Source organism: Dyella sp. (assembly GCF_035508675.1).
Lineage (GTDB): Bacteria > Pseudomonadota > Gammaproteobacteria > Xanthomonadales > Rhodanobacteraceae > Dyella_B.
In genome coordinates this window covers 1-20,031 of record NZ_DATJMN010000088.1, presented here as the reverse complement: position 1 = coordinate 20,031, position 20,031 = coordinate 1, and the positions used below count along the sequence as shown (strand labels likewise).

The following is a 20,031-nucleotide window of genomic DNA, read 5'->3' as shown; positions in this document are numbered from 1 at the left end:
GGCGCCCAGGGTGGCGACGTGCAAGCCGTCGTTCGGCATGGCCGTACCGCCGCGGGCACCGGCCTGATGATCAACTCCTCCCGCGCGATTCTGTATGCCGGCAACGGCGAGGATTTCGCCGACGCGGCGCGCAAGGCGACGCGCGATCTGCGCGATAGCATCAATCGCTATCGGCAGGATTGAGCCGCCTGCTTCACCGGTTTCCAGCCCTCCCCCGCTCAACCGCAGTGTGTCAGTATCACGCGCGGAAATCGGCAATGTGCCGGTTGAGGAATCCTCAAGAGGGAACGTATGCGGACGTTGAATGGGTGGGCTCGGGAAGCAGTCTCAAATTCTTGCGTTTTCTTGTATCGGGCCATGATGGCAGCAGGTTTGGCCGTGGCAGCGCTGGGTGCGGCGCCACGCGCTGAGGCCGCCAGCCCCGATCCATCGCTGGTATCGAAAATCGATGCGGCCACGTTCGAAGTGGTGATTCCGCGAGCGGTGGACGATCCGCTTACCTACGAAAAACCGCTGCCGCTCGATCTGCTGCCGTACGAAGAGCGTACCGACAAATATTTTTCCGTCGGCACCGCGTTTTCGATCGGGCACAACCATTACGTCACCGCCGGCCACGTGCTGCTTGCCGCCGTCGGCGACCTCACCGGCGCGCCCGCGCTGCGCGACGCCAGCGGTCACGTGTACGCCATCGACAAGATCGAAAAATTCTCCCTGCAGCAGGACTTCGTGATGTTCTCGCTGAAGGAGCCACCGAAGGGCAATGCGGCGCTGGCCACCAACACCAAGCCGGCCTTGAACAGCGTGGTGTACGCGGTCGGCAACGCACTGGGCACCGGCGTGGTGATTCGTGATGGCCTGTATACCTCCGACACGCCGGAGGACGAAAATGGCCGCTGGAAATGGATGCGTTTTTCCGCCGCGGCGTCGCCCGGCAACAGTGGCGGCCCGCTGCTCGACCAGAACGGCAAGGTCATCGGCGTCGTGCTGATGAAGTCGCCCAATGAGAACCTCAACTATGCGCTACCGATCGGCGAAGTACTGAAAGCGCCGGATAACGCGGCAGTGATGGACAAGCGCATCACTTATCAGCTGGATGTGGTGGAAGACACCCAGACCAGCACCTTCAAGGCGCAATTCCCCTTGCCGGCCAGCTACGCGGATTTCAGCGCCACGTACCTGAAGCTGCTTTACGCCCAGGGCGACAAGCAGTTGAAACAGCTGTTGCAAGCAGAGGGCAACGATCTGTTCCCGCACGGCACCGGCTCCAACCACATCCTGCACGAGACGCCCGCACTCAGCCTGTTTCCTGAATTGATCGTGCGCAACCGCAGCGGCCAATGGGCGTATAGCGGCCGCGAATACAATCGCGTGCCGCTCAGCGGCAATGGCTACGTCGCCAGCGGCCTGGTCGGCCACAACTTCCTGGTCCATCTGCGCCGCCCCGACGACATGAAGGCGGCCACGTTCTACAACGATCCCAAACAGATGATGGATCTGATCCTGAAGACCGGCTTCTGGACGCGCGCCATCGGGCCAGAAAAGATCAAGATCATCTCGCTGGGCAATCCCGCCAGCAGCACGACCTATACCGATAGCTGGCAGCGCCATTGGAAAGTGTTCGTATGGTCGCTGCCGTACATCAACGGACAGATGGCCGTCTTCGCGCTACCGGTGCCGGATGGTTACGCCATCATGATGCGCATGACGCCTTCCATGGGCACGCACGACAGCGTGGCCGACATGACGGCGCTCACCGATTTCTTCAACGTCGACTACGGCGCCACGCTGGCGCAGTGGAAGGAATTCCTGGCCGACCCGTCGCTGCTGCCCGACGTGCTGAAGGATGCGCACATCGACTTCGAATACGGCAAGCAATTCAGCTACGACGGCAGCAACATCGCCTTCAGTTATCCCTCCACACTGCAGTCGGTCGCGCCGGACACCTTGCTTGCGGTGGGCGCGGGCTATTACCAGGACCACGGCAAATTTACGCTGCAGACCGGGGTAATCCAGATCCGCAAGAACATCACCGACCCCGACCGCATCAGCATCAAGCGCCATATCGCGCCCAGTCCCGACCTCGACGACAACTTCAAGGAAGCCTGGGGCAAGCTGCAGCATAAGCAGCATCCGTTCGACGCAGTGCCGTACAACGACGGCGACGAGATGGATATCGCCACGGTGATCAATGCGCCCGACGGCGATGCGACGACCGAGTTGTACACCGCCTTCTATGGCACGCAGGGAACGCACAAGCCTGAAGCGATGAAGGCGAAACTGAGGCTGTTGACGCAGCAGTTCCGGGTGAAATCACACTGAGGCGAATGCCGGAGCCTGCGCGTTTCGGTTCATTCGCACTCTCCTCATCTTTATTTCCGATAATGACGAGCCGGCTCGCCAAGCCGGCTTTCCATGACCCCATAAGGATCGACGCGTGAGCTTGTGGTTCCTGATTTTCCTGAGCGTGCTGCAGGGCGTAACCGAACTTTTCCCGGTCAGCAGTCTTGGCCACACCTTGTTGGTTCCGGCGCTGTTCGGCATGCACATCGACAAGCATGCGCCGCAACTGATTCCCTTTCTGGTGGCCTTGCACCTGGGCACGGCGCTGGCGCTGCTGGGGTATTTCCGTCATCGCTGGGTGGCCTTGATCCGTGGCTTCGCCGCTTCGCTGGGCGGGCGCCGCAACGACGAAGGCCACATGATGTGGGCGCTGATCATCGGCACCATTCCGGCCGGCATCGTGGGCCTGGTGCTGGAGAAGCGGCTGGAGCTGCTGTTCAAGGATCTGCGCATCGTCGCCGTGGCGTTGATCGCCAACGGCGTACTGCTGTGGCTGGGCGATCGCCTGGAGCGCACGCGCCAGCACAAGGCGCCGGAGAAACTCAATTTTCGCCAGGCGTTCCTGGTCGGCCTGGCGCAGATCGGCGCGTTGATCCCGGGTTTTTCCCGCAGCGGCCTCACCATGATCGCCGGCTACGCCACCGGACTGGACAAGGAAAAAGCGGCCGAATTTTCCTTCCTGCTCGGCACGCCGATCATCCTCGCCGCCGGCGTGCTGGAAATTCCCAAACTGTTCAAGGCACCGGAGCAATTGGGCAACGCCCTGCTCGGCGGCGTGCTGACGGCGATTGCAGCATGGCTCAGCCTGCGCTTCCTGATGCGTTACTTCGAAGGCCGCGGGCGCCTGTCGACGTTCGGCACGTACTGCGTAGTTGCCGGCGCGGTGTTCCTGGGTTGGTTCCTGCTGCACCCTCAGCCGACCTGAAGATGCTTGCCAGGACGGCCGAGCGGCTTATCCCGGCGGCTCGGCCGTCCAGCGCGCCGCCACGAAATCGATGAACGCGCGCGTGCGCGCGGGCAACTGCTTCGACGGCGACCATACGATGTGCAAGGGCAGCCCCGGCAGTTGCCAATCTTCCAGCACGGTTTCCAGCCGCCCCTGGTCCAGCAGGTGGCGCACTTGCCATAGCGCAGCCACGCCGATACCCAGCCCGGCCACGACCGCCGCATTGCAAGCCGCCGCATTGTCGGCGCTGAAACGCCCGCGCACGTCGACCGCTTGTTGGCGGCCTCCGCGGCGATAGTCCCAACGTTGCGGCACCTCCGCCGTGCGGCGCACGATGCATGCATGCTTGCGCAGATCGGCCGGCGCGCGCGGACGGCCGTGACGCGCGAAATAACCGGGCGCCCCGATCGTCACCATCCGCAGCATACCCAGCTGGCGCGCATGTAACCGGCTGGCGGGCAGTTCGCCGAGCCGAATGGCTGCGTCCAGTTTTTCGCGTTGCAGATCGGCACGCTGATCGGCCACTACCAGTTCAACCTGCACCTCCGGATAACGCTCCATGAAAGCGGCGATCACCGGCACCAGATAGGGCGCGCTGAATTGGGTGGAACCGCCGACGCGCAGCGCGCCATCGATGTGCGCGCCATGCGCCGCCAGTTCCGAACGAGCCAGGTCGATGTCGGCCAGCGCTGCCTTGATGCGCGCATGAAACGCCAGCCCCGCCTCGCTGGGTTGCGCGCGGCGGGTCGTGCGCTGGATCAACTCCACGCCCAGTTCGTTTTCCAATGACGCCAGCGCGCGGCTCACCGCCTGCAGCGAGCGCTGCAGATGCCGCGCAGCAGCGCTGAGATTGCCCTGCTCCACCACGGCAATGAAAACGCGGTAATCGTCCAGGCTGGCCATGCTGATTCTCCCGTTTTCCGGAATGATCCTTCCATGTTATCGGTGATTCTCCCTTCTGTCGCCATTGTAGAAAATGGCCGCCATCCACCTTCCGGAGCGCCATGCCATGTCCAACTCGCATCCAGCAGTCATCGATGGTCAACTCGCCGGCATCGAACCGAATCGACCGCTCGCGGCCTTGAACGCCTTCTACCGCGCGTTCAATCAGCGTGATCTCCCTGCGATGGAACAGCACTGGTGGAACGACGAAGCGGCTGCGATGAGCAATCCGCTCGGCGGCATCGCGCGCGGCTGGCCGGCGATCCGCGCGGTGTATGCGCGCATCTTCGGCGGCAGCGCGCTTGTACAGGTGGAATTTCATGATTACACGCTGCACGAAGCCGGCGACATGTTCTATGCCGTAGGCCGCGAGCGCGGCACGCTGGTGCGCGGCGACACGCGACTGCCGCTGGCGATCCGCACCACGCGCCTGTTCCGGCGCATCGACGGCGGCTGGAAACAAGTGCATCACCACGGCTCGTTCGAAGACCCGGCCTTGTTGGCCGCGTATCGTGAGGCCGTGCGATGAGCGGCGCCACGGCACCGCGGGCTCCTGTTCGTTTGTTTGCCGTGGCGACCGCCGTGATCGTGCTGAGCCTTTATCAGGCGCAGCCCTTGATCGGGATGATGACGCATACCCTGCACCTGTCGCCGGCGGTGGCAGGACTCATCGCCAGCATGACGCTGCTTGGCTATGCGTGCGGCTTGTTCCTGCTGGTACCGTTATGCGACGTGTGGGAGAACCGTTCGCTCGTTCTCGCCACGCTGTTCGCCAACACGCTGGCGTTGCTGCTGGCAGCCTGCCCCATACCGGCGGCCGCATTTCTGCTTGCCAGCGGCCTGACCGGCTTCACCGCATCGGCGATTCAGATGTTGATACCCATGGCCGCAGCGATGGTGCCGGCGGCACGGCGCGGACGCGTGATCGGCGACATCATGAGCGGCCTGATCCTTGGCGTCTTGCTCTCACGCCCGCTTGCGAGCGTCGTCGGCGGATATTGGGGATGGCGCGCCAGTTATCTGGTGCTGGCCGCCGCGGTGTGCACGCTCACCATTTCTTTAGCCAGGACGCTGCCACGCCGACGACCAACCCATCGTGGCCGCTATGTCGCGTTGCTGTCTTCCATGGCAGGCTTGTTGCGCGAAGAGCCCCTACTGCGCCGGCGCGCTTTTGCAGCCGCGCTTTGCTTTGCCGCGTTCAATGCGTTCTGGAGCACGGTTGCATTGCGCTTGTCGAATGCGCCCTTTGCATTGGGCGCCAATGGCATCGCCTTGTATACGCTGGTGGGCGTGAGTGGCGCATTGGCAGCCCCCTTCGCTGGAAGGCTGGGCGATCGTGGCCTTGACCGCATCGGCACGCAGATGGCGCGCTTGGCGGTCATGCTCGCCATCGCATTGGCCTGGACGGGCGGCGTATTGGCTACGCATCTCTCATCAGGGCTATCGCTGAGCCTGTTGGTGTTGGCGGCGATCCTGCTCGATGCTGGCACGATTGCCGATCAGGCGCTGGGGCGGCGTGCAGTGAATCTGCTGCGACCGGAGGCGCGGGGACGAATCAATGCCTTGTTCACCGGCATCTTCTTTATCGGCGGGGCGGCAGGCGCTGCTATCGCCGGCGTGGCTTGGGCATACGGGGGATGGAATGGCGTCTGCGCCATCGCAACCATGTTCGGCGTGACGGCTGCCGTTTATGGCTTGTGCGAAAGCGGCGCCACCGTACTAAGCGTTAGCGAAGAATCCTGACGATCGCTTAGGGATGCTCTGATTTAATCCACCGCAGGCCGCTGCGACCTACGCTGAATTAATCAGGCATCCCTAGAGTCTGTCTAGAGGTTCTTACTCGTCGGCGCTCGGGTCCATCCCCGGAAACAGCACCTCGGTAAACCCGAACTTGGTGAAGTCGGTGATACGCGACGGATACAAGCGCCCGATCAGGTGATCGCATTCGTGCTGCACCACGCGTGCATGAAAACCTTCCGCCGTGCGATCGATGCGTTCGCCTTTCGGATCGATGCCTTCGTAGCGGATCAGCGAATAGCGATTCACCGCGCCACGCAGGCCAGGCACGGAAAGACAGCCTTCCCAGCCTTCCTCCATGTCCTGCGACAACGGCGTAATGACGGGATTGAGCAGGATGGTTTGCGGTACCGGCGGTGCATCCGGATAACGCTCGGAACTTTCGAATCCGAAAATCACCAGTTGCAGGTCCACCCCGATCTGCGGTGCGGCAAGGCCGACACCACCGGCGGCATGCATGGTTTCGAACATGTCGGCGATCAGCGCATCGAGCTCGGCACTGCCGATCATGTTGTCAGGTACGGGCGGCGCCACGCGCAGCAAACGCGGATCGCCCATCTTAAGAATCTCGTGGATCATGCCAACCTCGCGCAACGAAGCTCAGAACGCCTAGGTGGATGGTAAAGCGGGGAACGCAAGCCTTCCACACGGCCCACTGCCAAGTCTGCGGCTACAGGCGCACCGACATCCGGACGCCGGTCGCGTGCAGCGCGCACGCCGCTGGCTTTGGCCTGTGTTGCACGACGACCTGACCGCCCGGTCAGGCCAGGCACGAACCGCCCGGCGCTCGCTTTCTGCCCATCGCCGTGCCTACTCGTCGGCAGCACGATCTTCGGCGTATCAGCTATTGACCCACGGCGCTGACAGGACGAACCTAGGCGGCAGACAGCGCCCGCGCGGATCGGACGGTACTGTTTACCGCAGCCATGTTGCGCTGCCGAACCCCTCGCGTGGGTGACATGAAGTCCTGTACTGGAGAGCTTTCATGGTAGCCACCGCAACGAGGCCCATCGGTATCGTCGGCAAGATCGTCTGGGCTCTTATCGCCGTCGTCGGCGCTGCCTGCCTAGGCGTGATCGCCTTGCGCCGAGGCGAACCGATCAACGCCATCTGGCTGGTGGCCGCCGCAGTCGCGATCTTCCTGATCGGCTATCGCTTCTACGGCAAGTTCATCGAACACAGCGTGCTGCAGATGGACCCCGGCCGCGCGCCGCCTTCGGTCTTGCACAACGACGGACTGGACTACGTACCGACCGACAAGTGGGTGGTGTTCGGCCACCACTTCGCGGCGATTGCCGGCGCAGGTCCGCTGGTAGGCCCGGTGTTGGCGGCACAGATGGGCTACTTGCCGGGCACCTTGTGGATCCTGTTCGGCGTGGTGCTGGGTGGTGCGGTGCAGGATTTCATGATCCTGGGCCTATCGGTACGCCGTGATGCGCGCTCGCTCGGCCACATGCTGCGCGAGGAGCTGGGGCCATGGGCCGGCGTCACCGCCATGTTCGGCCTGCTGGCCTTGATGATGATCGTGCTGGCGGTGCTGGCGCTGGTAGTGGTGAAGGCGCTGACGCACAGCCCATGGGGCACCTTCTCGGTGGCCTGCACCATTCCCATCGCGCTGTTGATGGGCGTGTACCTGCGCTGGCTGCGGCCGGGACGCATCCTGGAGGTATCGCTGATCGGCCTCGTGCTGTTGCTGGCATCCATTGCTTACGGCTCGCACATCGCAACCACGCCGGATCTGGCGAAGCTGTTCGATTTCGACGCGGCGACGCTGGCGTGGCTGCTGATCATCTACGGTTTCGTCGCGTCGGTCTTGCCGGTATGGCTGCTGCTGGCGCCGCGTGATTACCTGTCCACCTTCCTGAAGATCGGCACGATCCTGCTGCTGGCGATCGCGATCGTGTTTGCGGCGCCCTACCTGCAAATGCCGGCGGTTTCGCGCTTTATCGACGGCACCGGGCCGGTGTTCCAGGGCCAGTGGTTCCCGTTCCTGTTCATCACCATCGCGTGCGGCTCGGTGTCGGGCTGGCATTCGATCATTGCGTCGGGTACCACGCCGAAGCTGCTGTCGAACGAAGGCGAAGCGCGCATGGTCGGTTACGGCGGCATGCTGATGGAAGCGTTCGTGGCGATCATGGCCTTGATTGCGGCCGCTTCGCTCCATCCTGGCGTGTACTTTGCGATGAACTCGCCGTCGGCACTGATCGGCAACACGGTGGAGCACGCTGCCAGCGTGATCAGCCAATGGGGCTTCGTCGTCACGCCGGACGAACTGATGCGCACCGCGAAGGATATCGGCGAAACCAGCATCCTCAGCCGTGCCGGCGGCGCACCCACGCTGGCGGTGGGGATGGCGCAACTGCTGCACAACATCCTGCCCGGCGAAGGCATGGTGGCGTTCTGGTATCACTACGCGATCCTGTTCGAAGCGCTGTTCATTCTCACCACGGTGGATGCCGGCACGCGCGTGGGCCGCTTCATGATCCAGGAGATCGCCGGCCTAGCCTACGCACCGCTGAAGAGCACCGAATCGTGGATCGGCAACGTGCTCGCCACCACGATCTGCGTAGCCTTGTGGGGCTATTTCCTGTACCAGGGCGCGGTCGATCCGCTGGGCGGCATCAATACCTTGTGGCCATTGTTCGGCATCGCCAACCAGATGCTGGCGGCGATCGCACTGATGCTGGCCACCGTGGTCACGGTAAAACTCAAGCGCGAACGCTATGGGTGGGTGCCTGGCATACCGGCGCTATGGCTGGTCACCTGCACGCTCACGGCCGGTTTCGAAAAGCTCACCGGTTCGATCAGCTTCACCACCGCCGCGCAGAAATACCGGGATGCGATGGACGCCGGCAAGCTGCTGGCGCCGGCCAAATCCTTGAATGAAATGCAGCGCATCATCACCAACAACAGCGTGGACGCAACGCTCACGGCGGTGTTCATCCTGCTGGTGTTGACGATGCTTTGCTTCAGCATCTACGCCATTTTGAAGGCCTTGCGTAGCAATGTACCCACGGCGCACGAAGCACCACGTATCGCACTGGCCAGCGTGGCAAGCCGGAGTGCCTGAACGATGACACTGCATAAACTTTGGCAACGCCTGGTACAAACCGCCCGCCTTAGCTGCGGCGTGCCGGATTACGACGTGTATGTCGCCCACCTGCGCACCCATCATCCGGAACGCAAAATCCCCAGCTATGCCGAGTTTTTCCGTGACCGGCAGACAGCACGTTACAAAGGCACAGGAGGCCGCTGCTGCTGATCCAGGTCGTTCCTCACGCTGGGAAAACCTGGGGACGCCCATACAAAGACATGGCCTAGTCGTTTTGGCTCGGTATCTTTTCACTCGAGCCATGGGCGTGGACGCTCCCCTATGACCAAGACCGTTTCCGAGATCGAAGCCCGGCACAGCCTCGGCCTGCGCATCATCGCCGTCTACAAGGCGATCAAATCGGCATGCCTGGTCTTGGTGGCCTTCGTCGCGTTCGGCCTGCACCGGGAACAGAATTTCGAGGGCCTGATGCACACCCTGGAGCATCTGTCGTTGCAGGACAGCAGCGGCATGCGCTGGCGCCTGGTCGGCTTGCTGCAGAAGTGGGGGCCTAGCAAGTTCGTCGCGATCGGCATCGCCGCGCTGGCCTATGCGGCGATCTTCGCCACGGAAGGCATCGGCTTGTGGCTGCGCAAGCACTGGGCGGAATGGTTCACCGTGATCGCCACCGGCTCGCTGATTCCGGTGGAGACGTACGAGATGTTCCACAAATTCAGCTGGCTTAAGCTGGGCGCGTTTATCGGCAACGTCGTGATCGTGGTCTATTTGATCCGCATTGCGATGCAGCCTCACCGGCGCACGCCTTGATGCGGCTGATCCGCCGATCCATGCCGCGACGTGCGGCGGGGTAAGCCCGCCCTTCGCCATCGCTCGGAATCAAAGACCATGACCATGTCCAGGCAAAGTCATGGCCTTGCCGCAGCTACCTGCGGTTAGACTTCTCCCTTTCACCCGAGCCATCGCCCTGGGCATCCCCACATGACCAAGCCCGTTTCCGAGATCGAGGCCCGCCACAGCTTTGGCCTGCGCGTGATCGCCATTTACGAGGTGATCAAGACGGCGTGCCTGCTCTTCGTAGCCGCCGTTGCGTTCGGCCTGCACCAGGAGGAGAACTTCGAGCACCTGGTGCACACGCTGGAGCACCTGTCGCTGCAGGACAGCAGCGGCATGCGCTGGCGCCTGGTGGGATTGCTGCAGGAAATGGGGCCCAGCAAGTTCATGGCCATCGGCATCGTGGCGCTGGCCTATGCGGCGATCTTCGCCACGGAAGGCATCGGCTTGTGGCTGCGCAAGCACTGGGCGGAATGGTTCACCGTGATCGCCACCGGCTCGCTGATTCCGGTCGAAGTGTATGAGGTGTTCCACAAGTTCAACTGGCTGAAACTCGCGGCATTGATCGGCAATATCGTGATCGTGGTCTACCTGGTCCGCATTGCGATGCAGCCGCATCGGCGAAAAGCGGCGTAGCCATTACACCTCGTGATGGATCGCCTCGGCCGGCGGCTGGCGGCGCGGCATCAGCTCCACCAGGTACATCGCAGCCAGCACCAGGCCGCCGCCGCACAGCATGCGCCAGGTGAGCACGTCGCTACCGAGTGCGACGGCAAAGGCCGCGGCGAACACCGGTTCGGTAGTCATCACGATGGCGGCACGGGTGGCAGGCAAATGCGCCTGCGCCCAGGTTTGCATCAGCATGGCGCCAGCACCGGCGACCAGTGCCATGTACAGCACAGCGATCCAAGCGCTGCGATCCGGCGGCAACACCGGGCCACCGTGACCCGCCGTGGCCAGCAGGCAGACCAGTGCGATCACAGCCATTTGCACGGCCGACAGGCCAAACGCCTCCTCGGCGCGCGACCAATGTCCCAGCGCAACGATGTGCAAGCCGTAAAGCGCGGCAGAGGCCAGCGTCAGCCATACGCCCATATCGACGGAAAAGCCGTTGAGCGAGAGCAGTCCCAGGCCCAGCGTTGCCAAGCCGACCGCCAGCCACACGGTGGTCGGCATGCGCTGGCGCAGCAGCAAGGTGGCGAGCATGGGCGTAAACACGACGTACATGCCGGTCACGAAGCCGCTGACGCTGGGAGAAATCAGCGTGAGACCCCAGGTTTGCAGCAACTGTCCGCAGCCATAGAGCGCACCCAGCGCCATGCCGCGCAACAGTTGCCTGCGTTCCAGCCGCACCACATGGCGGTGAAACAGGGCGAACATGGCAATGGCGGCGATGATGAAACGCACGGCCAGGAAATCCGCCACCGGCATGCGATCGACCACGCCCTTGATCAGCACGAAGGTGGAACCCCACACGGCGGTCATCGCCAGCAGACCAATGGTCGCCAGCACGCCGATACGCGATGGATTGCTCATCGACGTGTCATCCGCAGCCATTGACCGGGGATTTTCAGCACGAAGCGCGACCAGATGCCCAGCCACACCACCGCGGCAACCAACGGATTGCGCGCCGCCGGATCGAACTTGCGAAACCAGCGCCACATGCCGCGATGCTTGTGATAGCTCACGAACACCGGCCGATGCCGGCTCGAGCCACCCTTGCCATGCAACACGTGCACGTCGCCGGCGAGCAAGACACGCCAGCCCAGGTCACGCACACGGTGGCACAGGTCGAGATCTTCGCAATGCAGGAAATAGTTCTCGTCGAAGCCGTTCAACCATTCGAACACGCGCCGCGGCATCAGCATGACCGCGCCGGAGACGGCTTCGGCTTCCACTACGTGATCGGGTATGCGCTGTGCATTCACCCCGCCCTCGCGCTTGAACAGCGTGGCAAGCGCGCGCCCCAGCACCGGATCGTGCCGCAACGATGCCGGATCGGGAACGCCTTGCGCATCGCACACGACCGCTCCCACCAGGCCGGCCTTCTGCTCGGTGGCGAGCACGTCCAGCAAACGCTGCAAGGCATGCTGGTCGATCAGGCAATCGGGATTGAGGATCAGCAAGGCATCGCCGCGTGCCTGTGCCGCCGCACGGTTGACCGCCGGACCAAAGCCAAGGTTGGCGTGGTTGTAGATCACCTTGAGCCGCGGATCGCTTTCGTGCGCGCGGGCGATCGCCTGCGGAATGCCGTCCGCCGATGCGTTGTCGATCAGCAGCACTTCGAGCGGCATCGTACAGGCCAGCACGCCTTTCACGCAGTCACGCAGGCTCGGGCCGCTGTCGGCGGAAACGAGGATGACGCTAACTTGCGGTATGGAGCCATCGAGTGCGGGCATGATTGAACAGCGATTTCCTGATTTCCGACCTTATGAATGATTTGAAGCTCGCATCATGCCGGCCAAGACCGCAAGCAGGACACTCCTGAGTGCCGGGCAACACTCGACAGGTTTTGAGTGCTTCGCGCAACGCACACTGGATTGAACCTCTCCGCCGGAATGACGGCCATGCCATTCGGGCAGCAAGGCCACCCACTACTCGTCGCGCTGATCCTGTCCCAGCACATGTGACAGCGCCAATGGCGGCCAATCGTCGCCGCGGCTCAACCAGGCCTCTCCGGCATGCCATCCATACAGCTGCCATCCGCGCAGCCGATAGGGCTTGTCGTGGGCGCGATCGTACAGCACTACGCCACGCCCTGCCGTCATCGGCCATGCAAACCAATGCGCCCCCGGTGCAATCGAAACCTGTGGCTCGACAGGGTCGATGCATATGCTTGCACCGATGCGGCAGCGATGCGCATCGATCATGGTCAGATCCGCCGGAGCATCCGGTGCGGTACCGTCCAACGCTATCCAACGAGGCGCCTGCAACTCGATGAGGGTATCGGCGGGACCGATCGGCGCCAACGCCAATTCTTTCCATTCCGGCGATGCCGCGGCAGGGGTAGCGCTGCGCCGGGGCTTGTGGTGCTGCCAGGATTCGAGCAACACCAGCAGCGAGAAACCGGCCAGCGCCGCGAGCGCGGCCAAGGTGAGCCCGAGCCCATGGTTGTCGAAAGCGCGATACGCCGCAGCCAGCAGGCCGGCAAGGCCCCACCGCAGAGCACGCCGAAGCAGGCGCTGATAACGCAGCAGGCGCGGCAGCTGTATCGCCTGGATCACCGCCAATCCCAACAGCAACGGCAGGCCGGCCCACCACGGCATCACGCCAAGCAAAAGTGCCCAGGCGATGGCCAGCAACCAGGCAGGCCATCGGCGCTGCGGTGCGGTGAAGGTCAGCCGCACCACACCCTGGCGTTGCGGAACATGCGCATCCACGGCGAATCCTCGCCCCAGGATTCCGGATGCCAGCTCATTTGCACGCTGCGGAACACGCGCTCCGGGTGCGGCATCAGGATCGTCACACGCCCATCCGCCGCGGTGAAGCCGGCCAGACCGCCCGGCGAACCGTTGGGGTTGAGCGGATAGTGTTCGGTCGGCTTGCCGCGATTGTCGACGAAGCGCACGGCGCTACCCGATTTCGACGGACTGCACGATGCCGGGAACGCCACGCGCCCCTCGCCATGCGCCACCACCACGGGAATGCGCGAGCCGGTCATGCCCTTGAAGAAGATGCTGGGCGACTCCAGCACTTCGAGCGTGGCCAGGCGCGCTTCGTATTGCTCGGAGGCATTGCGCAAGAACTTCGGCCAGTGCTGCGCATCGGGAATGATTTCCTTCAGCTGGCTCAGCATCTGGCAGCCGTTGCAAACACCCAGGGCGAACCGGCTCGCGTCGGCGAAGAAAGCAGTGAATTGCGCCCGCAGCATGTCGTTGTAGAGGATCGATGCCGCCCAACCGCGGCCGGCGCCGAGCACGTCGCCAAACGAAAAGCCGCCGCACGCCGCGAAACCGCGGAAATCGCCGAGCTTGATGCGCCCGCTGACCAGGTCGGACATGTGTACATCCACCGCGTCGAAGCCGGCGCGTGTGAATGCCGCCGCCATTTCGACCTGGCCGTTGACGCCTTGCTCGCGCAGGATGGCTACGCGCGGGCGCGCCGCTTTCGCGATATACGGGGCAGCAATGTCTTCGACCGGGTCAAACGTCAACTTCGGACTGATGCCGGCATCGGCGTCGTCGAGGCGCCACTCCCGTTCGGCATCCGCACTCAACGGGTTGTCGCGCAAGCGCTGCATCGCATGACTGGTTTCGTTCCAGGCCTTGAGCAATTGCGTCCAGTTCCACTTGAACAGCGTTTCCTTGTTGAGGAAGAGCTTGATGCCAAGCTTTTCCTTCGGACGGCCGATGCGATTGGCCAGCCCGGCCAGGCCGTGCTTGATCAGCAGCGATTCGAACGCTTCGCGATTGGCGACCGCCACTTGCAGCACGGCGCCAAGCTCTTCGTTGAACAGGGCGCGCAGCGTGGCTTCGGCCCAGCCATCCAGCGTGATTTCCAGGCCGCAGCGGCCGGCAAAGGCCATTTCCAGCAAGGTGACGATCACGCCGCCATCGGAGCGGTCGTGATAAGCCAGCAGCATGCCCGCGTGATTGGCTTCCTGCACCAGCTCGAACAGCGCCTTCAGGCGCTTGGCATCGTCCAGATCCGGCGGTACGCCGCCGCCGCGGTTGAATACTTGCGTCAACGCCGAGCCGCCGAGGCGGCCGCGGCCGGCGCCAAGATCGATCAGCCACAGATCGGAATCGCCGCGGTCGAGCCGAAGTTGCGGCGTAAGCGTGCGGCGAACGTCGCCGACGCGCGCGAAGCCGGTGATCACCAGCGACACCGGTGCCACGGTGCGCTGCGGCGTATCGCCGTCATGCCACACGGTCTGCATGGACAGCGAATCCTTGCCGACCGGAATGGAGATATCCAGTTCCGGACACAGCTCCATGCCAACGGCCTTCACGGCATCGAACAAGGCAGCGTCTTCGCCCGGATGATTCACGGCCGCCATCCAGTTGGCGGAAAGGCGCACTTCGTTCAGATGTTCGATCGGCGCTGCGGCGAGATTGGTGATGGCCTCGCCGACGGCAAGACGCGCCGCAGCCGCGCTGTTGAGCAAAGCCACCGGCGCGCGTTCGGCCATCGCCATCGCTTCGCCCTGGTAGCCTTCGAAATCCATCAGCGTCACAGCGCAATCGGCCACCGGCACCTGCCATGGCCCGACCATCGGATCGCGCGCGCACAAGCCACCCACGCTGCGGTCGCCGATGGTGATGAGAAAGCTCTTGCTGCCGACCGTCGGCAGCCGCAGCACGCGCATCAGCGCTTCGTCCATGCCGATGCCGCTGAGATCCGGAATCAGGTCGATGCGCGGCTTGATGTGCCTGGTATCGCGGTGCATGCGCGGCGCCTTGCCGAACAGCACGTCCATCGGCAGGTCGATCACCGCCAGCTGGCGGCGCGGATCAGTCACGCGCAGCACGCGTTCCTTGGTCGCGGTGCCCACCACGGCATAGGGACAGCGTTCGCGCGCGCAGAACGCTTCGAACTGCGGCAGGTGTTCCTGCGCGATCGCCAGCACGTAGCGCTCTTGCGATTCGTTGCTCCATACCTGCATCGGCGACAGCGAAGGATCGTCACACGGCACTTTCGACAGGTCGATCTCGCCGCCCACCCCGGCATCATTGAGCAATTCGGGAATGGCGTTGGACAAACCACCGGCGCCGACGTCGTGAATGCTCACGATGGGATTGCGCTCGCCCAGCGACCAACAGCTGTCGATCACTTGCTGGCAACGGCGTTCCATTTCCGCGTTGTCGCGCTGCACGGAGGCGAAGTCGAGTTCTGCACTGGAGGCGCCGGAGGCCATCGACGAGGCGGCACCGCCGCCCAGGCCGATCAGCATGGCCGGACCGCCGAGCACGATCACCGCATGCCCCGGTTGCAACTCGCGCTTCTGCACATGCTCGCTGCGGATGTTGGCCAGACCACCGGCGATCATGATCGGCTTGTCGTAACCGCGACGCACGCCGGCTTCACCGGTTTCATGCTCGTAGGTGCGGAAATAGCCGCCCAGGCACGGGCGGCCGAATTCGTTGTTGAACGCGGCGGCGCCGAGCGGGCCATCGCGCATGATTTCGAACGCGCTGGCCATGCGCGGCGGCAGCGGGCGTTCGATTTCCCACGGCTGCGGTGAGCCGGGAATGCGCAGATCCGATACGGAGAAACCGGTAAGGCCGGCTTTTGGTTTTGCACCGCGCCCAGTAGCGCCCTCATCGCGAATCTCGCCGCCCGCGCCGGTCGCCGCACCCGGCCAGGGCGCAATCGCGGTGGGATGGTTGTGCGTTTCGACCTTGATGGCGTAATCGATGCGCTCGTCGCTGGCGCGCCACACGCCATCATCGCCGCACGCGAAACGCTTGCCGGCATAACCTTCGACCACCGCGGCGTTGTCTTTGTAGGCGGAAAGCGTATAGGCCGGCGCATGCTGGTGCGTGTGCTTGATCATGGCGAACAGGCTTTTCTCCTGCACTTCGCCGTCCAGGGTCCAACTGGCGTTGAATACCTTGTGGCGGCAGTGCTCGGAGTTGGCCTGCGCGAACATGAAGAGTTCGGCATCGGTGGGATCGCGACCGAGTTCAGCGTAGCGCGCGGCCAGGTAGTCGATCTCGTCGTCAGCCAGCGCCAGACCCAGCTCGGTGTTGGCGCGGGTCAAGGCCGCACGCGGATCGGCGCCCAAGGCGATGTGCACCAAGTCGCCAGGTTGACCGGCAAGGAACAAGCCTTGCGCCTGATCGAGACGGGTGAGCACCGATTGCGTCATCGCATCGTGCAGTACGGCGAGCAGCTCCCGATAGCTGGCATCCTCGGTAGCCGGCAGCCCGCTTACCTGATAGGCGATGCCGCGCTCGACACGGCGCACGTCGAAGCCGCAGTCATGCAGGATATCGGTGGCCTTGCTCGACCACGGGGAAATCGTGCCGAGGCGCGGCACCACCCACAGCGAGGCCATTTCCGGCTTGGTGTCCTTGGCATCCAGCGCCTGCAGCAGGCGCTTGCGCTGTTCGTCCGCCGGCTCAGCGGCCGCATCGATGAAATAGACGAACCAGCAGGCCTGCACGCGGGCACCATGATGCAAGGCATCCAGGCGCGCATTGAGACGTTCCAGGCGAAAAGACGAGAGGGCGCTCTGCCCGTCGAGTGCGATCATTGCGGGGGGAAAGGCGCTATGCAGTGGAGCGGCTTATTGTACCTGAGGCGCGCCATGCTCGCTCCCTCCCGGCCAAGGGCGGGGCGTTCGTAGGTTTGGCGGTGAGGTGCGGCCGAACCCCAGCGTTGCCATGCACACACCATTGTGCCGGGGTCCCGCTCACCCTCATCGCCAACCTACGGCTCCTCCCGCACGCGCATGAATCGCGCGAAGCGCGGCTTGCCGCCGGCGGTCATGCCCTGGTACTGGAACGTCACCATGCTGCCTACCGGCGGCGGATGGCGGCGCTGCTCGTCGCTCAAGCCGGTGCCGATGCGAAAACGCGTGCCGTCCGGCAGTTCCACCAGCAGCGAGCCCAGCATGCCGGTGTATTTGCCCTTGCCCGGCAGGTGGCCGACCACGCGCGCCTCGGCATCGTCGAACGGTTTTAGCTTCAGCAGATCGTCGCTGCGGCCGGCACGATAGGGGGATGCGCCACGGTGCAGCACCAGGCCTTCGCCGCCCGCTTGTGCAACCTCGCCCAGCCGATGCTTGAGTTCCGCTTCGGTGGCGACCTTGAATTGCGGCACGGCCTGCACCCACGGGTGGTCGATCTGCGCCACCAGCTGCTGCAGCGCGGGCAGGCGCTGATCGAACGCGCCCGGCTGCGCAGGCAGATCGAACACCATGTAGCGCATGTGGCGCCATGCTTCGTCGTCGGCCGGCTGCTGGCGAATGGTGGACGAGGCGCGCTCGAATCGGCCACGGCCGGCCCACAATTCGCCGTCCATCGGCGTCTTCGGCCAATCCGCGATGAACCATGCGGGCACGGCAATGACCGCGCCGCTACGCGTACGCAGCGTTGTGCCATCCCAGTAGCCACGCACGCCGTCGTACTTCTCGCTGACCCAATAATCGCCGAGCGTGATGCCGGCGTGATAAACGTTCGCCAGCATCACCGGCGAAGGCGACAGCGTCGCCGGATAGACCGGCCAGGCGACAAAGAGCGCGATCAGCATGATCCAGCGCGCGCGCAATGCGCCGGTCGAGTGCAGCGATGTCTGCATGAGACGTCCTTTCGTACGAGCCTGTCTTCGTTACTCCCACGAAGACATTCTCAAGACATCCCGCCACTGCGTCGATGGATCAACCGCCCTTGGCGGAGTGCTCCTGCACCGCTTTGAGCATGTCCTGCGGCGACAGGTAACCGCCAATCAGCGTACCGTCCTCGGCATAGACGGCCGGAGTACCGGTCACGCCGAGGCGCAAGCCGAGATCGAATTGATCCTTGACCGGATTCTTGCAATCGGCAGGCTTCGGGTCATGTCCCTTCTTGGCCTGTGTGAAGGCATCGTTGCGGTCGGCGGCACACCAGATCGACACCATTTCCTTGTACGTCGCGGTGGGCTTGCCGTCGTCGCCAGTGACGCCGGCACGCGGCCACGCCAGGTATTGCACGGCAATGCCTTCCTTGTTGAAGGCATTGATCTGCTCGTGCAGCACACGGCAGTACGGGCAGGTCACGTCGGTGAACACAGTAACGGTGTACTTGGGGCTCGGCGGTGCGAACACGATGCGATCGGACACCGGCACCTTGGCCAGCTCCGTCTTGCGATACGCGGCCCAGGCATCGTCGGTGAGGCTGCTGCCCTTGGCGGCATCGATCACCTCGCCGTTGATCACGTATTTGCCGTCGCCACTGATGTACACCAGATGGCCCGACGCGATCACCTGATAGAAGCCCGGCAATGGCGAGGGCACGATCTGGTCGATCTTCGCCCCGGGCACCAGCTTGAGCAGCGTTTGCCGCACGACAGCCTCAGGCGTATTGGAAACCGGCGGTGCCGACACCGTAGCCGCCGCCACTGCCGCGCCCGCTTGCATCGTCAGCACGCTCGCGCAGAGCACCAGCCAGAACTTCTTGGACATACAACCTCTTTACCGAGCGGCGACGTGAGAGAAATGCGTTGAGTATCGCATATCGCCTGCGATAGCCCGTTGTAGGGAAGCACCGATATGGCTGTCCCATCAAGACCATGCTACGCCCCCGCGACGCATGCGAATGGAATCTCCAACACAATCTGCAGGCTGTCCTGGCGCAGCGCTGCGATTGCGCTCAGCCGCGCGGATGATGTTGGGCATGCAGGCGCTTCAAACCTTCCTTGGCTACCAGCGTATAAATTTGCGTGGTGCTCAGTGCGCTGTGGCCCAGCAGCATCTGCAAGGCACGAAGGTCTGCGCCGTGGTTCAGCAGATGCGTGGCGAACGAATGCCGCAATACGTGCGGCGAAATGCGCTTGCTGTTGATGCCCACGGAGACGGCGTGACGCTTGACCAGGGTCCAGAACATCTGCCGCGTCATGCCTTCGCCGCGTTTGCTCAGGAACAGCGCAAGCGGCTGGCGGCCCTTGGCGAGCACGGGCCGCGCCTGGGTGAGATACGCCTGGATATATTCCAGTGCAAGCTCGCCCACCGGCACCAACCGGTCCTTGCCGCCTTTGCCAGTGACACGCACGACACCCTGGCGGGTGTTCAGCGCGGCCAGCGGCAGTTCCACCAGCTCGGAAACGCGCAGGCCGGAGGCGTACATCAGCTCGAGCATGGCACGGTCGCGCAGGCCCAGCGTGGTCGCGACATCGGGCGCACGCAGCAAGCTTTCCACGTCACGTTCGGCCAGCGCCTTGGGCAAGCTGCGCGGCGTTTTCGGGCGTTCGATCAGCAGCGTAGGGTCTTCGAAGCCAGGCTCGTTACGTGCCAGCGAGGCGTAGAAGCGGCGGAATGCCGACTGGCGCCGCGCCATGGAGCGCACCGCCACCGGCTGCGAGCCATGAAAGGCCGAAAGGTCTTCACGCTGTGCAGTGCGCAGGTTCCGTCCGCGCGTGGCCAACCAGCGGGACAAGGCTTCCAGGTCCTGGCGATAGGCTTGCAGCGTGCGTTCGGCCAGGC

17 protein-coding genes and 1 pseudogene are annotated in these 20,031 nt (G+C 63.7%); 9 read left to right on the top strand and 9 right to left on the bottom strand.

Annotated features, from left to right (window positions below):
• The 3 genes and pseudogenes from VMA74_RS05070 to VMA74_RS05060 form a co-directional block, all read left to right on the top strand.
• Positions 1-183 (top strand): annotated as a pseudogene (locus VMA74_RS05070) (orotidine 5'-phosphate decarboxylase); the annotation flags it as partial.
• Positions 184-357: 174 nt separating this feature from the next.
• Positions 358-2,319: a S1 family peptidase gene (locus tag VMA74_RS05065; RefSeq protein ID WP_325365436.1), complete on the top strand. Its 1,962-nt coding sequence runs from the start codon at positions 358-360 to the stop codon at positions 2,317-2,319.
• A 115-nt stretch (positions 2,320-2,434) separates the two neighbouring features.
• Positions 2,435-3,265: an undecaprenyl-diphosphate phosphatase gene (locus VMA74_RS05060; protein ID WP_325365434.1), complete on the top strand. Its 831-nt coding sequence runs from the start codon at positions 2,435-2,437 to the stop codon at positions 3,263-3,265.
• A gap of 27 nt (positions 3,266-3,292) precedes the next feature.
• Here VMA74_RS05060 and VMA74_RS05055 read toward each other — a convergent pair whose 3' ends face one another.
• Complete coding sequence (locus VMA74_RS05055) at positions 3,293-4,189, bottom strand: LysR family transcriptional regulator (RefSeq protein ID WP_325365432.1); 897 nt, start codon at positions 4,187-4,189, stop codon at positions 3,293-3,295.
• Between the two features lie 106 nt (positions 4,190-4,295).
• Here VMA74_RS05055 and VMA74_RS05050 point away from each other — a divergent pair, with 106 nt between their 5' ends.
• A complete protein-coding gene (locus VMA74_RS05050; RefSeq protein ID WP_325365430.1) occupies positions 4,296-4,757 on the top strand; it encodes a YybH family protein in 462 nt (153 codons plus the stop codon).
• Positions 4,754-5,971: an MFS transporter gene (locus VMA74_RS05045; protein WP_325365428.1), complete on the top strand. Its 1,218-nt coding sequence runs from the start codon at positions 4,754-4,756 to the stop codon at positions 5,969-5,971. Before VMA74_RS05050 ends, VMA74_RS05045 begins: the two co-directional genes overlap by 4 nt.
• A gap of 93 nt (positions 5,972-6,064) precedes the next feature.
• On the opposite strand, the gene def is transcribed toward VMA74_RS05045, so the two are convergent.
• Positions 6,065-6,604, bottom strand: a complete 540-nt coding sequence (gene def, locus VMA74_RS05040; RefSeq protein ID WP_325365426.1) for a peptide deformylase — start codon at positions 6,602-6,604, stop codon at positions 6,065-6,067.
• A 406-nt stretch (positions 6,605-7,010) separates the two neighbouring features.
• On the opposite strand from def, the gene VMA74_RS05035 reads away from it, so the two are divergent.
• From VMA74_RS05035 to VMA74_RS05020, 4 genes are all read left to right on the top strand, one after another.
• The gene (locus tag VMA74_RS05035) at positions 7,011-9,095 is read left to right on the top strand and encodes a carbon starvation CstA family protein (RefSeq protein ID WP_325365424.1); all 2,085 of its coding nucleotides are present in this window, start codon (positions 7,011-7,013) and stop codon (positions 9,093-9,095) included.
• A gap of 3 nt (positions 9,096-9,098) precedes the next feature.
• Positions 9,099-9,287, top strand: coding sequence for a YbdD/YjiX family protein (locus VMA74_RS05030; RefSeq protein WP_325365422.1), 189 nt, complete (start codon positions 9,099-9,101; stop codon positions 9,285-9,287).
• 111 nt (positions 9,288-9,398) lie between these two features.
• Positions 9,399-9,884 carry a DUF2127 domain-containing protein gene (locus VMA74_RS05025; protein ID WP_325365420.1) on the top strand — a complete coding sequence of 162 codons (486 nt, stop codon included), beginning with the start codon at positions 9,399-9,401 and terminating at the stop codon, positions 9,882-9,884.
• 171 nt (positions 9,885-10,055) lie between these two features.
• Positions 10,056-10,544 (top strand): DUF2127 domain-containing protein, encoded by a 489-nt coding sequence (locus VMA74_RS05020; RefSeq protein ID WP_325365418.1) that lies wholly within the window; start codon positions 10,056-10,058, stop codon positions 10,542-10,544.
• 3 nt (positions 10,545-10,547) lie between these two features.
• On the opposite strand, the gene VMA74_RS05015 is transcribed toward VMA74_RS05020, so the two are convergent.
• The 7 genes from VMA74_RS05015 to xerD form a co-directional block, all read right to left on the bottom strand.
• Positions 10,548-11,444: a DMT family transporter gene (locus VMA74_RS05015; protein ID WP_325365416.1), complete on the bottom strand. Its 897-nt coding sequence runs from the start codon at positions 11,442-11,444 to the stop codon at positions 10,548-10,550.
• Positions 11,441-12,307 carry a glycosyltransferase family 2 protein gene (locus VMA74_RS05010; RefSeq protein ID WP_325365414.1) on the bottom strand — a complete coding sequence of 289 codons (867 nt, stop codon included), beginning with the start codon at positions 12,305-12,307 and terminating at the stop codon, positions 11,441-11,443. Before VMA74_RS05010 ends, VMA74_RS05015 begins: the two co-directional genes overlap by 4 nt.
• A gap of 195 nt (positions 12,308-12,502) precedes the next feature.
• The gene (locus VMA74_RS05005; RefSeq protein ID WP_325365412.1) at positions 12,503-13,288 is read right to left on the bottom strand and encodes a hypothetical protein; all 786 of its coding nucleotides are present in this window, start codon (positions 13,286-13,288) and stop codon (positions 12,503-12,505) included.
• A complete protein-coding gene (purL, locus tag VMA74_RS05000) occupies positions 13,246-17,106 on the bottom strand; it encodes a phosphoribosylformylglycinamidine synthase (protein WP_325365410.1) in 3,861 nt (1,286 codons plus the stop codon). The genes VMA74_RS05005 and purL overlap by 43 nt, the downstream gene beginning before the upstream one ends.
• Positions 17,107-17,282: 176 nt before the next feature.
• Positions 17,283-18,152: a DNA ligase gene (locus VMA74_RS04995; RefSeq protein ID WP_325365408.1), complete on the bottom strand. Its 870-nt coding sequence runs from the start codon at positions 18,150-18,152 to the stop codon at positions 17,283-17,285.
• Positions 18,153-18,231: 79 nt separating this feature from the next.
• Positions 18,232-19,014, bottom strand: a complete 783-nt coding sequence (locus tag VMA74_RS04990) for a disulfide isomerase DsbC N-terminal domain-containing protein (protein WP_325365406.1) — start codon at positions 19,012-19,014, stop codon at positions 18,232-18,234.
• A 187-nt stretch (positions 19,015-19,201) separates the two neighbouring features.
• Positions 19,202-20,031: site-specific tyrosine recombinase XerD (xerD, locus tag VMA74_RS04985; protein WP_325365404.1), on the bottom strand; the 830-nt coding region annotated here is incomplete at its 5' end.

What these genes read in the sequence shown, in the direction of transcription:
- VMA74_RS05015 (WP_325365416.1), bottom strand. Translation starts at nt 11,444, where the DNA reads ATGAGCAATCCATCGCGTATCGGCGTGCTGGCGACCATTGGTCTGCTG.
- VMA74_RS05065 (WP_325365436.1), top strand. Translation starts at nt 358, where the DNA reads ATGATGGCAGCAGGTTTGGCCGTGGCAGCGCTGGGTGCGGCGCCACGC.
- VMA74_RS05035 (WP_325365424.1), top strand. Translation starts at nt 7,011, where the DNA reads ATGGTAGCCACCGCAACGAGGCCCATCGGTATCGTCGGCAAGATCGTC.
- VMA74_RS05030 (WP_325365422.1), top strand. Translation starts at nt 9,099, where the DNA reads ATGACACTGCATAAACTTTGGCAACGCCTGGTACAAACCGCCCGCCTT.
- VMA74_RS05010 (WP_325365414.1), bottom strand. Translation starts at nt 12,307, where the DNA reads ATGCCCGCACTCGATGGCTCCATACCGCAAGTTAGCGTCATCCTCGTT.
- purL (WP_325365410.1), bottom strand. Translation starts at nt 17,106, where the DNA reads ATGATCGCACTCGACGGGCAGAGCGCCCTCTCGTCTTTTCGCCTGGAA.
- VMA74_RS04995 (WP_325365408.1), bottom strand. Translation starts at nt 18,152, where the DNA reads ATGCAGACATCGCTGCACTCGACCGGCGCATTGCGCGCGCGCTGGATC.
- VMA74_RS05050 (WP_325365430.1), top strand. Translation starts at nt 4,296, where the DNA reads ATGTCCAACTCGCATCCAGCAGTCATCGATGGTCAACTCGCCGGCATC.
- def (WP_325365426.1), bottom strand. Translation starts at nt 6,604, where the DNA reads ATGATCCACGAGATTCTTAAGATGGGCGATCCGCGTTTGCTGCGCGTG.
- VMA74_RS05055 (WP_325365432.1), bottom strand. Translation starts at nt 4,189, where the DNA reads ATGGCCAGCCTGGACGATTACCGCGTTTTCATTGCCGTGGTGGAGCAG.
- VMA74_RS04990 (WP_325365406.1), bottom strand. Translation starts at nt 19,014, where the DNA reads ATGTCCAAGAAGTTCTGGCTGGTGCTCTGCGCGAGCGTGCTGACGATG.
- VMA74_RS05025 (WP_325365420.1), top strand. Translation starts at nt 9,399, where the DNA reads ATGACCAAGACCGTTTCCGAGATCGAAGCCCGGCACAGCCTCGGCCTG.
- VMA74_RS05020 (WP_325365418.1), top strand. Translation starts at nt 10,056, where the DNA reads ATGACCAAGCCCGTTTCCGAGATCGAGGCCCGCCACAGCTTTGGCCTG.
- VMA74_RS05045 (WP_325365428.1), top strand. Translation starts at nt 4,754, where the DNA reads ATGAGCGGCGCCACGGCACCGCGGGCTCCTGTTCGTTTGTTTGCCGTG.